At 34.5% G+C, this 13,200-nt stretch carries 14 protein-coding genes and 1 pseudogene; 7 read left to right on the top strand and 8 right to left on the bottom strand.

The features are described 5' to 3' along the window. The 3 genes and pseudogenes from fadA to AAV97_RS11035 form a co-directional block, all read left to right on the top strand. A pseudogene (gene fadA / locus AAV97_RS20895) lies at nucleotides 1-125 on the top strand (acetyl-CoA C-acyltransferase); the annotation flags it as partial. Between the two features lie 340 nt (nucleotides 126-465). After that, a complete protein-coding gene (locus AAV97_RS11030) occupies nucleotides 466-834 on the top strand; it encodes a hypothetical protein (RefSeq protein WP_046760598.1) in 369 nt (122 codons plus the stop codon). Nucleotides 835-1,027: 193 nt separating this feature from the next. Continuing rightward, nucleotides 1,028-1,915: a hypothetical protein gene (locus tag AAV97_RS11035; RefSeq protein WP_046760599.1), complete on the top strand. Its 888-nt coding sequence runs from the start codon at nucleotides 1,028-1,030 to the stop codon at nucleotides 1,913-1,915. Nucleotides 1,916-2,078: 163 nt separating this feature from the next. Here the strand turns inward: AAV97_RS11035 and AAV97_RS11040 are convergent, their stop codons facing one another. Continuing rightward, on the bottom strand, nucleotides 2,079-2,588 hold the full coding sequence (locus AAV97_RS11040; protein WP_046760600.1) for a hypothetical protein: 510 nt from the start codon (nucleotides 2,586-2,588) through the stop codon (nucleotides 2,079-2,081). A 659-nt stretch (nucleotides 2,589-3,247) separates the two neighbouring features. On the opposite strand from AAV97_RS11040, the gene AAV97_RS11045 reads away from it, so the two are divergent. Continuing rightward, nucleotides 3,248-3,601, top strand: coding sequence for a MerR family transcriptional regulator (locus AAV97_RS11045; RefSeq protein WP_004826266.1), 354 nt, complete (start codon nucleotides 3,248-3,250; stop codon nucleotides 3,599-3,601). A gap of 118 nt (nucleotides 3,602-3,719) precedes the next feature. On the opposite strand, the gene AAV97_RS11050 is transcribed toward AAV97_RS11045, so the two are convergent. Further along, the gene (locus tag AAV97_RS11050) at nucleotides 3,720-4,571 is read right to left on the bottom strand and encodes a DKNYY domain-containing protein (RefSeq protein WP_228136541.1); all 852 of its coding nucleotides are present in this window, start codon (nucleotides 4,569-4,571) and stop codon (nucleotides 3,720-3,722) included. Between the two features lie 23 nt (nucleotides 4,572-4,594). Continuing rightward, nucleotides 4,595-5,344, bottom strand: coding sequence for a hypothetical protein (locus tag AAV97_RS11055; RefSeq protein ID WP_046760602.1), 750 nt, complete (start codon nucleotides 5,342-5,344; stop codon nucleotides 4,595-4,597). Between the two features lie 177 nt (nucleotides 5,345-5,521). Between AAV97_RS11055 and AAV97_RS11060 the strand changes: the two genes are divergently transcribed. Together AAV97_RS11060 and AAV97_RS11065 are read left to right on the top strand one after the other, a co-directional pair. Continuing rightward, the gene (locus AAV97_RS11060) at nucleotides 5,522-6,223 is read left to right on the top strand and encodes a DsbA family oxidoreductase (RefSeq protein WP_004826262.1); all 702 of its coding nucleotides are present in this window, start codon (nucleotides 5,522-5,524) and stop codon (nucleotides 6,221-6,223) included. A gap of 642 nt (nucleotides 6,224-6,865) precedes the next feature. Continuing rightward, entirely contained in the window at nucleotides 6,866-8,017 is a 1,152-nt protein-coding gene (locus AAV97_RS11065; protein WP_081409741.1) for a hypothetical protein, read from the top strand. An 80-nt stretch (nucleotides 8,018-8,097) separates the two neighbouring features. Here AAV97_RS11065 and AAV97_RS11070 read toward each other — a convergent pair whose 3' ends face one another. From AAV97_RS11070 to AAV97_RS11085, 4 genes are all read right to left on the bottom strand, one after another. Next, a complete protein-coding gene (locus AAV97_RS11070) occupies nucleotides 8,098-8,502 on the bottom strand; it encodes a hypothetical protein (RefSeq protein WP_009584432.1) in 405 nt (134 codons plus the stop codon). Nucleotides 8,503-8,563: 61 nt separating this feature from the next. Beyond that, nucleotides 8,564-10,495: a molecular chaperone HtpG gene (gene htpG, locus AAV97_RS11075; protein ID WP_046760604.1), complete on the bottom strand. Its 1,932-nt coding sequence runs from the start codon at nucleotides 10,493-10,495 to the stop codon at nucleotides 8,564-8,566. 94 nt (nucleotides 10,496-10,589) lie between these two features. Beyond that, nucleotides 10,590-10,931 carry a lysozyme inhibitor LprI family protein gene (locus AAV97_RS11080; protein ID WP_009584443.1) on the bottom strand — a complete coding sequence of 114 codons (342 nt, stop codon included), beginning with the start codon at nucleotides 10,929-10,931 and terminating at the stop codon, nucleotides 10,590-10,592. 162 nt (nucleotides 10,932-11,093) lie between these two features. Further along, nucleotides 11,094-11,705, bottom strand: coding sequence for an OmpW/AlkL family protein (locus AAV97_RS11085; protein ID WP_009584462.1), 612 nt, complete (start codon nucleotides 11,703-11,705; stop codon nucleotides 11,094-11,096). Between the two features lie 584 nt (nucleotides 11,706-12,289). Here AAV97_RS11085 and AAV97_RS11090 point away from each other — a divergent pair. After that, nucleotides 12,290-12,493: a hypothetical protein gene (locus AAV97_RS11090; protein WP_227510919.1), complete on the top strand. Its 204-nt coding sequence runs from the start codon at nucleotides 12,290-12,292 to the stop codon at nucleotides 12,491-12,493. A 77-nt stretch (nucleotides 12,494-12,570) separates the two neighbouring features. Here AAV97_RS11090 and AAV97_RS11095 read toward each other — a convergent pair whose 3' ends face one another. Further along, nucleotides 12,571-12,966 (bottom strand): hypothetical protein, encoded by a 396-nt coding sequence (locus AAV97_RS11095; protein WP_009584457.1) that lies wholly within the window; start codon nucleotides 12,964-12,966, stop codon nucleotides 12,571-12,573. Nucleotides 12,967-13,200: the final 234 nt, after the last annotated feature.

A 13,200-nucleotide genomic window follows, 5' to 3' on the forward strand; every position in this document is an offset into this window, starting at 1 on the left:
GTTCTGGTGCGCGTATCACTACAACATTGTTGAACGTGATGGAGCAACAAGATACACAAATCGGTCTTGCAACCATGTGTATCGGTCTTGGTCAAGGTATTGCGACCATTATCGAACGTGTTTAATTTTGAATTAAAACACTAGATAAAAAAATCCCCGCTTATTGCGGGGATTTTTTTATTAGAAATAGATGAGATTATTAATTTAAAATAATGAGAAAAGATTTGATTTCTATCAATCTCTATCAATCTCTATCAATCTCTATCAATCTCTATCAATCTCTATCAATCTCTATCAATCTCTAACAATCTTTATCAATCTCTATCAATCTCTATCAATCGAAAATCTCACACATTGAAATTCCTTTATCAACGTTTTTTTCACATTTTTCTTGATATCACACTTGACCTGTTACAAATTCAAGGTAAAATAAAGTGAGCAAAATAAATACAATGGTAGAGATGAATGACAAACTATATTGATGATATAAAAGACTCACCTCTTTACTTAAAACCTGAAGATTTAGAGGATTTACCACCAGAACTAATATCTCAATTAAATATCACAGAATCTGATAAAAAGGATATGTATTTAATTAAGTTAATTGAAAAATGTGGTGGAATCATTGGCTTAGATAAACTTCTGATTGCAATATATAAAGATTCAGGTGAGATTTACGAAAGAAATAAATTGATGGCGCGTTTATATAGAATGTCTTTAAAAGGATTAATTCACACACACCCATCAAAAAAAGGACAATATTCCATAACAAAATGGGAAATCAATGAAAATGACAGTGATTTAGAAGAGGAGGCAAAAGATGAAAATCTTTGACAAAATATTAAAAACGGCTTAAGTACTGCAATACTTAAGCCGTTAGATGATTTTTATAAAATCGTAAATATTTCAAATATCTAAAATTTAAAGTAAGACAAATGAAATAATTCTCTTTGGTAGGAGAAGTTCATAGTAGTCCAACTTTAGATTTTAGGCAATACACGCATCTAAATTTTAGAGGATTGCTATTATGCAATTTACAAAAAAATTCGGTATAACCGACCAAAATATAGAGTTTTTTGACATTAATATTTATGGAGATACAAAGAAATTTGTAGACCCATATTGTATTAGCCAAACCCCTAACCCAACAGGTATTGCCTCTCAGCAATGTATTAACTACTTCATGAGAGAGCTTTTAACATCAATTCAAAATCGTGCGGATAATAGATCAGTCTATCTATGTTCTAAGTTCAATGAGCCAAATGGGACAAGATTAGGTTATTCAAAAATTAGACTCGATGGTAGTGGTGCTGGCGAACATCTAGCGACATTATTTCTTCAAGAATTAAAAAGAGTACGCCATTTGATAAAAAATGGAATTTTTAATTATCTCGAAGAATGTTCTCTTCTATGTGATGAATTAAAATTTGATAGAATTTCTGATATTACTATTGATATTATTAAACTTCCATTGATTAAATTTACTCAGGAACAATGCCTAAAGCATGGTATTCCAATGAGAAAAACTAAATCAAAATTAAATTACTTCTGTATATCTAGTGGTCATTGGAATGAAGATTTTTTTGAATTACCTCATATCGACGATACAGACGAGTTCTTAATTCTTATCCCAAGAACATTTATTCCAAATGTGCCAACATACAATCCTATGTATTTTTACACAAATACAGCTCAAGAACATTTTAAAAAACAAGCAATTTTTAATAATGATTCCTGCGTAAGTAAAGATCGAAAAGGAAATATTCAAGTGTTAAGTAAAGATCTCAGAGGTTCTGAGCAGTACAAACCTAATAAAGGAAATATTAAAAGAGTTATTATTGAAAACCCTCAACTTTTAATTAAGTTTAGAAATGAAGTTGCAATGGATATTTATATGAGAAACTTTAAAAAGTAAGTGAGCGGAGATTTATAATTTTCTCTTGCTTATATAGATAGCATTTATTGATAAAGATTCAATAGGCACAAAATTATTTCAAAATATAGATTCAAGCTATAAACTCAAGTAAAGCCAATCAACAGATTGGCTTCAAAATATATTTAAAACACTGTTATATTGATTATTTAGGCAGACCACTTTGCCACTTATCACCTAACATCAAGTCTAAACGTGCTTTATCAAAATTCAACTGAAACGTTCCATTACGAACAGCCTCTAAAGCTTTATCACGGTTCATACCCATTGAAAGTGGTTCAATCATGGTAAATAAACCTGTAGTCGGGTCAGAAGACTGTAAACCATTTGCAACAGCTAACACATATTCTCTGAGTAATGCTGAAGGAATTTGATTAAAATTAGGTTCAGGCGCTTTAGGCTGAATATCCAATACACCGATATTATAGCCAATACTATAGTTTTGAATTTCGTTCTCTTTTTTAATAACTTGATGTTGCAATGCTCTACGCACGGCTTTGTCTTCTTGATAAGGCGTAACACCTACCGCTTCCTGACGAAGCTCAGAATCTGCCATCACTTTAATTGTCGGCAATGACGCAACTTCTTCCGCCTGTACAGTGGGTAACCAAACAGACAATGCCGTTGCAAGTATAGAAACTTTGATAAAGTTCATACATTTCACCTAAAAAAATAAATCAGATTATCAATGCAATAAAATGATTTTTATATGTTGAATATTGTCTATTAAATAGGCTATAACAATTTAAAGTTGGATTCACTAACGCTCAGATAAACGGTAACGAGGTTTAATTTTCTTATTAAAAAACATATATATTTTCTTATTGAACATTCTAAATAAAAAAACCATCATTTATATTTTACTGAGAGATTTTGTATTTTTTGGCATCTTTAAGATTTATAAATTTTCATTTTCAAGTGATCAATCAACTAAAATATTCAATAACCTTAGGCTTATAATTTTCATTCATCGACTTTTATAAACGTCTTGGCTTAGTCAAAAAACAGCATTCTAAGCCGATAAATATTATTGAAATATAGATGGTCTGCCTATCTTGGGCGATATGGATAATCATTCAACAAATATTTGAATTGATTCTTTTCCATGATGTCGTCCAAATTTAGGAAAAAATAATTCAATATCTTCTGTATATGGCTCAAGTACTCTTTAATCTAGGTCACCGATATTCAATATATTGAAAAGATTTTCAGATCAGTTGTTGCTTCTGTTCAAAGTCCATCATTGCTTCAGCTTGTTTGGTCAATGTATTGACGATAAACTCAAACAGTACTGTTACAGTCAAGAGGTATATGATGAACCTTGCTAAAGTTGCTGCACTGACTCAAATCAGTCCTCGTATGCTCCGTTATTATGAAGAATTAGGATTAATTCATCCTCTACGAACAGCAAATCATTATCGCTTTTATAGTCAAAAAGATATTGAAGATATTCATAAAATTAAAGTGCTCAACGATGCTGGAATGCATCTAAAAGACATTAAACTTTTACTGCCCTGTTTTGACTTGGGTGAGGAAAAATTTACTTTATGCCCAATTGCCAAACAAGCATTAAACATGGAGTTAAAGAATATTTCAGAGAAAATTTTCAAGCTAAAACAATCAGAAGACTTATTAAAATCTTTTCTAATCATGGGAAAGGTTGAGTAAGAATATAATTTTCTAAAACTCACTTTCACTCATTTTATTGCGCTCAGATCATTCGTTATTTGATTGAAATAAACTGATCAATACATCAATGACTGTATTGATCGGATTGCTTACACTTTCAATGTTCAAGCACGCTGACCCGTTCTCTTTCTCCAGAATCCAAATCATCCCAAGATTTTCGCTCATCCCAAAACCAATAACCATTTTTATCCTTTGCGACACATCCAACATCAGCGCCACTTTTAAAAGTGGCATAATCAGCATCCTTAAGCTGACCAAAACGTTCTTCGTAAATATGATGGCGATCTTTGGCATAGCAATCGCCTAATAACTTAAAGGTTTTTGGATCTGCATCTTCCAAAATAGAAAAATTACCACCATCAAGCATGTTGAAATAACCATAAACATGACGTTTATCTTGATAAAAGTTGGAAGGGTTTAATCTCTTAAATGTCGAGCTATCAATTGTTCCTGTCAATGAAAGCTCGTTATCCCCACCGAAACCGAAATGTGTATAAAAACGATCGCTAAACATAGACAGACTCTTGCTGGGCTGAACATGTTCAGAGAATAAATGGCTGCAACGATTTGCGTAGGGAAACTTTAATGCCAATTGATGATGAGCATTAACATATAAATTATCCCGTACATGGACCCATTGTTTATTTTCCTGCTCGGCATTCAAGGCTGCTTGCTTCTCTTCGCTAACACATTTGTCGTACTCAATTTGTTCAGCACAGAGAATGGCTGCTATACCTAAAAACTGTTTCCAGCCATAAACCTTTTTATAACGATCAAACCCAAGAATTGGATCACGATCAATTTGATAGATACCAAAATGATAACGATATAATGCAACACTTTTGCAGTCTTGTTTAACCAAAAATGGCGTCTGATAGACATAACTTATGCCACCAACCAATAGCAGTATAAATATTGCAATAGACATCCATCGTTTTATATTTCTCATTGATCCAATTCTATGTATTGAGTTCACAAAGCTTCTTGTAACACCTCAGCATTCTGTTCCTTTTTCTGATTGATCTGACTATTTAGTTTAAGGACGTCTTGATACAACTGGTTAAACTGTTTGACCTGGGCATCTTCTTTAAACAAAATTTGATTGCCTTGTTTCTGCCATTGATATTTTTTCAGCATGTCAAACATGGTCTCAGCTTTTCCTAAAATTTGTAATTCATTTAAAATCAACGCATTTTCAGGATCAAGTTGTGCACTTTGTTCAAGTTTATCTTGTAAAGGTTTTTTCAAATCTTTACGTAAAGTAGATTTTTTTAATTCAGCAAGCGCCTCGTTTTTATTTTTCATATTGTTCTGCTGATATTGTTGCATGGCTTGACGCACAGTCCCTAGCATCTGAGTGGTTTCAACATAATTTTGCTTACGGTCTGCATCCAAACGATTTACATCTAAAAAATGGTCCCACTTAGCCGCTGCAAGCTGATTTAAATAAGCATTTCGTGTATCAATATTTTTGATCCAATATTTGAGCAAGAACTCAGACAAAATTTTATAGTCACCTTTTAATCGAGCATCGTGAATATCAATATTAACAGGCTTAGCGCGATCTTGTGCTTGCTCCGAAAGTTGGCGCATCTTGTCGGTCATGACTAAATCAAATGCTTGGCGATTTGCTTCTTCATTTTTAATTGAAGTATGGTCGTAGTAGAAAAACCCAATAACTGCCAGAAAAATGATACCGAACACGATCAAAATTCGACGCATACCAGTCTCCAAACCATGTTATAGATATCTTAGAATATCCTAAGCAACTCATTTCTGTATATTATTTCTACAAAATTATGATAAATAACGTAGTCTACTTTTGATGATCAAAATTTGACTTTAAATTTTCCTTACTGAACCCCATCATAAGCAGTAATTAGATTGTAGAGATTTCCTATGCGCGTAGATATTTGGTCAGATGTAGTTTGCCCATTCTGTTATATCGGTAAAAAACGTTTAGAAGCAGCGGCAGAACAAGCAGGTATCGAACTTGAAGTCCATTGGCATAGTTTTGAACTTGATCCAGATGCGCCACCACGCCAAGAAGTTTCAAACTCAGAACGTCTTGCGCAAAAATATGGTCGTACTATTGCAGAAGTTGAAGACATGCAACGTAATATAGCAACCATGGCACTTGAGGAAGGCATTCAATTTAATTGGGAAAATGCCAACTCAGGCAATACATTTAACGCCCATCGCATCATCCATCTTGCACAAAGCAAAGGACTTGGTTCAGAAGCGGAAGAAGCATTTTTCTATAGTTATATGACACAAGGCTTACCGATCGGTGAACGTGAAACCATTGAAGATGTAGCATCACGTATAGGTTTGAACCCTGTAGAAGTCGATGATGTATTGGACTCTGAAGAATATGCCGACTTTGTAAAATTTGACGAGCAAGTTGCCCATGAGCAATTGAAAGTCACAGGTGTACCATTCTTTGTATTTGATCAACGTGTTGCTCTTGCAGGTGCTCAACCTCGTGAAGTATTTGTTCAGGTCTTACAAAAAGCACTGGAAACTGCAAGTGATGAAGATGTTGAACAACAAGATGCTCCTGTCTGCAATGATGACGCTTGTGATGTACCGAATAAATAAATAGCAATATTGAAGAACTCTTCAAATGGAGTTCTTCAATATATTTAGATGAAAGTTGAATATTCATTATTTGAAAAGTAAAATAAATTAGCATCTAAGAGCACAATATTATCAAACATTTCGATTACTTATTTTGAATTGACTTTTTAGATATATTTACGTGTCATTTTTGCAATACAGCGTTGCAAAAAAGCAACTATTCAGACTTTTTTTCTTAGATTATGATCAGCACATATTTTTCGTTTCCACGAAATTCTTGCGCTGTAGTTTCTTATTTTTTCTTATTTTATAAGACAGAAGAGCCTCCCTTTGGGAGGCTTTTTTGTATATCACCAGATAAAATATCACTTGAGGATAAAAACAAAGTTATCCACAATCCTGAATGATTTTTAGACATTGAAGTGATTTTTCATACTTTAAAATATATTCAAAATAAATCCTTCATTTTTAATTAATAATCAGTTTTACTGATGAAATGTACTTTTTGCATGGTTCTGCCCTTTGATTTATACACTTCATTTATCAATACTTTATGTTTTTTGTACCTATTCTCAGTATTGAATTGAAATTTACTGTTTTTTTCAGGCATAGTGATGTTGAAAATTAAAAACTGAATGACTCAACGTTTAAGAAAGTATGCATATGAAGAAAATTCCATCGTTAATTTTCTCAAAATTACCTTATGCCTTATTATTAGGTGGTCTTTTGGGGAATTCTGCTTTTGCAGAGCTAAATCATAGTCTCGATGCCAATGTCGATGCAAAGAAAGCTGACTCAAGCAAATCATTATCTTCGATTGAGGCAGAGGAAAAAGGCTTACTCAACTATATTCCAAAAATCGTTGACTCAACACCAACGATTTTTCCTGAACAATCTGATCAAGTAATTGTGCCTCCAACACAAGCCACAGAAGACCAGACATGGGCGGATAAAAAGCAGAAAAAACTCAGCGATTGGGTAGATCGTACAGCCAATAAAATGGATGGATGGTTTGGAGAAACTGACCCAACTCGCCCTGCAACTGCAACATTACGTATTCTGGTTGATAATCAGTGGAATAAGCATGATGGCTATGATGTAAATCCACGTATCCGAGGTAAGATTAAACTCCCTACCTTAGAAAATCGTTTAAGTGTGGTTTTTGGTGATGATTCATTAGATGATGAAATTGCCAACAATATTGCGATTTCAAATAATCATTCGGATGGTGATCCAAACAAAAGAATCGATGGTAAACAAATCAGAGATGATAATAGTTCGATTGCACTCCGTTGGTCACAACTGTCAAAGCGTTTGCCCTTTGATTTAGATGCAGACTTAGGTATCCGTTCAGGGGATGATGTTTATGCGCGCTTAAAAGCACAAAGAGACTGGTCTTTGGGAAATGATTTTACCTTCCACGCTGAACAGATTTATCGTTATGGGATCGACAGTGAGAACTACCTAAGAACCAACTTAGAATTGACTCACGCACGACCAAATCAGCCGTTTATTTCCAACCAATTTTATCTGACCTATGCCGATGAACAAGACGATGATCTAACTTGGGATAACCGCACCTATCGTCAACATCAATTCTTTAAAAACAATCGTTTTAACTACGGTATTTATACTGGAGGTTATTATAATAATAATGACCTTAAACTGAACAGTTGGGGACCGTTTATCTCTTGGCGACAACCTGTTTGGCGTGAATGGTTCTATGTCCAAGGTGATTTAAATTATTTTAATGACCGTCGCGAAAACCGTAGCCACTTTCCAAGTGCCTTGGTTCGTTTAGAAGCGTTATTTTAAGCATTAGATGAATATTTAAACGCAACTGTGGATAAGTTCTTACTTATCCACTTCGCTTGAGACAAGTCTGTTGATCCGCACTAGCGTATGGCTTCTATAGTATAAAGTTCTAATTTAAAACTATATAAAGTTCCAATTGAATTCGGCATCGACATCGTTTCATAAGTCATGCGTCCAATCGCTCGGACTTCTTTTCCCACTAAATCATCATCTATTTTAAGACTTGGATGCACAGCTATTGGAAATGAACCACCACGCTGACCATCCGAGCTCGCCAATTCATAGTTTTTCCCACTTTTTTTTAATATTCCCAATACAGAAGTTTCAGTGCCTTGTCTTAGAAACATCGCATTGTGTACAGATAAATCTGTAGTATTGGCACGGCGTTTTTCAACAGCAGGAAGTTCATATGCGGATACTGGGGTTATCAGGGTAGAACTCAAGACTAAACCGCTGATCAATTGAATTCTTTTAAGTTTGATCATTTTATATTTTTTCAACAAAAAGCCTATCTTAAAGATAGGCTTTCTGAAAAACAACAACGATTTATTTCAATAATAAATTATTGATACGTTTTACATACTCAGCAGGATCATCTGGTAAACCGCCTTCTGCGATTACCGCTTGATCGAAAATCACATTGGCTAGATCATCAAACTGCGCAGAACCATCCAATTTTTTCACCAAAGGATGTTCTGGGTTAATTTCCAAAATTGGTTTAGATTCTGGGACAGCTTGCCCTGCTTGCTTCAACATACGAATCAATTGTGGAGAAAGCTCACCTTCGCTCGTGACTAAACATGCAGGTGAATCGACTAAACGAGTCGTTACACGCACTTCTTTAGTTTTGGCTTTTAAAGAATCTGATAGTTTCTCAACCACTGGCTTGAATTGCTCAGCCGCGGCTTCAAGTGCCTTTTTCTCTTCAGCATCTTGTAAGTCACCGAGATCAACAGCTCCTTTTGCGACATTCTGCATCGGTGTGCCATCAAACTCATGTACAAATTCCATTGCCCATTCATCAACACGATCTGCCATCAATAGCACTTCAATGTCTTTTTTACGGAACAATTCTAATTGTGGTGAGTTTTTAGCAGCAGCAAGGCTATCCGCAGTCACATAATAAATCGCCTTTTGCCCTTCTTTCATACGTGCTTTATACACTTCCAATGAAGTTGAAACATCATCATTGGTCGATGTAGAGAAGCGTAAAAGTTTAAGAATTCTTTCGCGATTACCAAAGTCTTCACCCAGACCTTCTTTGATCACTGAGCCAAATTCAGCATAGAAAGTTTTGAACTTTTCTTGATCTGCTTCATCTTCAGATTTCGCCAAAGCATCTAATGTGGTTAAAACACGGCGTGTGTTGCCTTCACGAATGGTTTTCACATCACGACTTTCTTGTAGAAGTTCACGACTGACATTTAATGGAAGATCTGCACTATCTACAACACCTTGCACAAAACGGAGATAATTTGGAATCAAATTATCTGCATCATCCATAATAAACACGCGTTTTACATACAATTTAATGCCAGCTTTCGCTTCACGTGTGAAAATATTGCTTGGTGCTTTGCTTGGAATATAAAGTAGTTGGGTATACTCCGTACTTCCTTCAACACGATTGTGTGCCCATGCAAGTGGTGCTTCGAAATCATGTGTCAGGTTCTTATAAAACTCAACATACTGCTCTTCTGTGATGTCGCCTTTACTGCGTGTCCACAATGCGCTTGCAGAGTTAATGGCTTCCCATTCATCCGTTTTAACGTATTGACCAGGCTTTTTCTCTTCGCCTTCAACCGCTTCTTCTTCCTGCCATACCTCTTTCTGCATTTCGATTGGCAAACTGATATGATCAGAATATTTATTGATAATTTGTTTTACTTTATAGGTTTCTAAATAGTCCAGAGCATCATCACGTAAATGCAAGATGATATCTGTTCCACGTGAAGCCTTATCAATTTGAGCGACTTCAAAATCACCCGTTCCACCACTGATCCAACGGACACCTTCAGATTCATCCAGACCCGCACGGCGAGATTCAACTGTGATTTTGTCTGCAACAATAAAGCCTGAATAAAAACCAACACCGAATTGACCAATCAACTGTGCATCGGCTTTTTGATCACCAGACAGCTTAGACATAAAGTCTTTGGTTCCAGACTTGGCAATCGTACCCAAGTTATCAATCGCTTCTTGTTGGCTTAAACCAATGCCATTGTCTGAAATCGTAATGGTTTTCGCATCTTTGTCTAGACTGACACGTACGTGTAGGTTCGGATCATTTTCATAAAATTCTGGATGATTAATTCCTTCAAAACGCAATTTATCACATGCATCTGAGGCATTAGAAATCAATTCACGCAGGAAAATTTCAGGATTTGAATACAGTGAATGCGTCACTAAATGTAAAAGCTGAGCCACTTCTGCTTGGAAGCTGTGCTTTTTTGAATTTTGTTGTGCGTTCTGTTCGCTCATAAAATCACTCCGTAAATTCATAACGCTTTTTTATCGAATGCTGTATGAAATGGAGTGGTTTAAGCATATTTCAATAGTAAAACCAAATTTTTTTTTAAAATGGACCCTGTTCATAGACTCGATTCATATAAGTCTCAAGTTTTTGTTGTCGCATTTGATATGCATCAGTCAAACAACGCACATTATCCTGACATTGATTGCGCAGTTGTAACCATTTCACTTGTTGGTCTTGAATGACTCCACGTGTTCCCATAGGAACTAATTTTCGAATAATGTTGTAGGTTGTCGCCATTTTAACATCTGCATCATTTAGACTGCGTTGTTCGCAGATACGGTGCTCTGTTTTGGTTTGGGCATGATCACAGTTAAAACTGGCTGCATGAGTAATTGAAATGCCGCTGCTAAGTAAAAATATTATTGGAATTCGTAATTTCATATTCATTCAAAAAATAAAGTGATGAGTTTTAGATTAAATTGATTTTGTACATTGTTATATAGTCAAAAATGACTATTTTTTATGGTTTCTTGTTTCAAACAAAAAAAAGATCGGTTTAAAAATAAAAAGCTCGGTATGTACCGAGCTTTTTAATGTATCTACTTAGAATCTATAGCTATAACCTAAAGTGTAGATTACTGGATCAATATCTAAGTCAAATTTTGCAGCAGTTGCGCCACCCGCAGTCACTTTCACTTCTGGGCTAAGTTGCGCATAACGTGCATCAAAGAAAACACCCCAGTTTTTCGCATCGGCTGGTTGGAAATTAAAACCAATTTGACCAGCAAAACCAAAGTCATCTTTCACTTTTACTTTCGTGCCAGTTAGTGCGCCAGTTGATTCTTCATCCCACGCAACAAATGCTGTACCACCTACACCAATGTATGGTGTAAAACGTGTTGAGTTTTTAAAGTTATATTTAAAAGTAACAGTTGGTGGTAAATGTTTAAGTTTAACTGCTTTTTCACCATCCAAATTTACATCATGGCTGATCGGTGCAGCTAACAAAAGCTCAGCTGAAAATGGTGTTTCACCAAAGAAATATTCTACAGATGGTGTAAAAGCATATTCATGATCAGCTTTCACAGTACCAACACCTGCAACATTGGTGTCTTGAGTAGGTGAAATCACCGAACCACCAACTTTGACTTGCCAGTCTGCAAATGAAGCAGAAGAAATTCCCATTAATGTAATAAGAGCAAGTTGCTTTAACATTATAAATACCCCGCGTTGTTATTAATTAACATTAAACATAGGTATTAATTATTTTGCAACATCTATTTAAATACAAAAATAATCTTTATTTTTAAGTAATTGTTATATAAATAAATTTATTTTAATCATATTAAAATAGTTGGTTTTAAAAACCAACCAAATTAATCAAGATTATTGAGCAATTTTTCATAAAATAATCAGTTTATTATTATAAATTAATAATGCATACAAAATACATGTTATATTTAAAATATAAAATGTATTTGATCGGATTAAAAAACCAATCTGACCAATTATCCACCAACTTAATTTGACTCATTTTCACTCCATACAAAGCTAAAAGTGAAAGAACTTATCGTTATCATAAGTAGCGTTTTATTTTCTATCTTAACGATAATGCTGCCTCAAAATGATATTCTGATCTGTCAAAAATTGAGAGCAATCTCATTCCACTGGCGCCGATTAAAAGAGTTAAAATCTAAGCCCATTGCCTCAGTTCCATAACTAAGGCATATTGAAAGCATTAATAGTGTTGAAAACTACTGAAAAGTCTCACAATTACCTACTTTATGGTTTTACAAAATATGAATAGTTTAGAAAGTGAAAATTTAGAGTCACAAGAACAATCGGAACAAAAAGAATCTAGCACTGTAAGTGATATAATTAATTCTGCGGATCCTATCGACCTTGTCGATCTAGTGGTTGAAACGAGTAAAATTGTAGTCAATACCAGTAAGGATATTGTGTCTAACCTTGCAGATCACATTGATATTGATATCAGTTTTTAGAAAATTTAAAGATAGAAAACTCAGCAAAAAATCTAATTTAAAAGTGATTTGAAAATTAAAGAAAAAATCAGACTAAGCTATAAATTCATATAAATTTCACTATAACCCTGTGGAATCATCGTACCTTGTTGAATACCTGCAATTAAATCAGCCCATTTATCTTCAACAAAATCCACTAAAGGCTCTGGATAATTTCCCGTTCGATTATAATTTTCCCACTGATCTATTGAAAGCCCTAGAAATTGCTCAATTGATTGTATAGCTGTATCGAGTGACTCATATTGAAGTTTAATGTCCACACCAGTGTCATCATCACTTCCATCATAAAAATAGTAAGATATTAATATTTTATTGTCTTTTAAAAAACCAATAACCCTTATGTACCGCCCATACTCTGTTAATAAGGTTCGATCTACGACAACAGGCTGAGTCATACCTACTTCAATATAATTAACTAATTCTTCTATATTCATATTTATGATTTTCCAATGATAACAATTGATGTCTTATGGCATCTGAAAATCTTATATTAGATGTCTGACAAAAGTATATTTTAAGCCACTTCGATATGAGCTCAGATCTTTAAAATTATCGAATCGAACAATACCATAGAAATGATTGATTAGACTTAATCAAGAGCTACATCTTATTTTGAAACCGTTGACTCGGCTGTTATTCATAGATAGATATCTCACTTAACATGACAA

The sequence above is a fragment of the Acinetobacter sp. Ag2 genome, from assembly GCF_001005515.1.
GTDB classification, from domain to species: domain Bacteria; phylum Pseudomonadota; class Gammaproteobacteria; order Pseudomonadales; family Moraxellaceae; genus Acinetobacter; species Acinetobacter bereziniae.

Excerpts from the sequence above, each read along its gene's own strand:
- AAV97_RS11070 (WP_009584432.1), bottom strand. The coding sequence starts at position 8,502 with ATGATCAAACTTAAAAGAATTCAATTGATCAGCGGTTTAGTCTTGAGT.
- AAV97_RS11095 (WP_009584457.1), bottom strand. The coding sequence starts at position 12,966 with ATGAATATAGAAGAATTAGTTAATTATATTGAAGTAGGTATGACTCAG.
- AAV97_RS11060 (WP_004826262.1), top strand. The coding sequence starts at position 5,522 with ATGCGCGTAGATATTTGGTCAGATGTAGTTTGCCCATTCTGTTATATC.
- AAV97_RS11085 (WP_009584462.1), bottom strand. The coding sequence starts at position 11,705 with ATGTTAAAGCAACTTGCTCTTATTACATTAATGGGAATTTCTTCTGCT.
- AAV97_RS11050 (WP_228136541.1), bottom strand. The coding sequence starts at position 4,571 with ATGAGAAATATAAAACGATGGATGTCTATTGCAATATTTATACTGCTA.
- AAV97_RS11090 (WP_227510919.1), top strand. The coding sequence starts at position 12,290 with ATGAATAGTTTAGAAAGTGAAAATTTAGAGTCACAAGAACAATCGGAA.
- htpG (WP_046760604.1), bottom strand. The coding sequence starts at position 10,495 with ATGAGCGAACAGAACGCACAACAAAATTCAAAAAAGCACAGCTTCCAA.
- AAV97_RS11055 (WP_046760602.1), bottom strand. The coding sequence starts at position 5,344 with ATGCGTCGAATTTTGATCGTGTTCGGTATCATTTTTCTGGCAGTTATT.
- AAV97_RS11080 (WP_009584443.1), bottom strand. The coding sequence starts at position 10,931 with ATGAAATTACGAATTCCAATAATATTTTTACTTAGCAGCGGCATTTCA.
- AAV97_RS11065 (WP_081409741.1), top strand. The coding sequence starts at position 6,866 with ATGAAGAAAATTCCATCGTTAATTTTCTCAAAATTACCTTATGCCTTA.
- AAV97_RS11040 (WP_046760600.1), bottom strand. The coding sequence starts at position 2,588 with ATGAACTTTATCAAAGTTTCTATACTTGCAACGGCATTGTCTGTTTGG.
- AAV97_RS11045 (WP_004826266.1), top strand. The coding sequence starts at position 3,248 with ATGAACCTTGCTAAAGTTGCTGCACTGACTCAAATCAGTCCTCGTATG.
- AAV97_RS11030 (WP_046760598.1), top strand. The coding sequence starts at position 466 with ATGACAAACTATATTGATGATATAAAAGACTCACCTCTTTACTTAAAA.
- AAV97_RS11035 (WP_046760599.1), top strand. The coding sequence starts at position 1,028 with ATGCAATTTACAAAAAAATTCGGTATAACCGACCAAAATATAGAGTTT.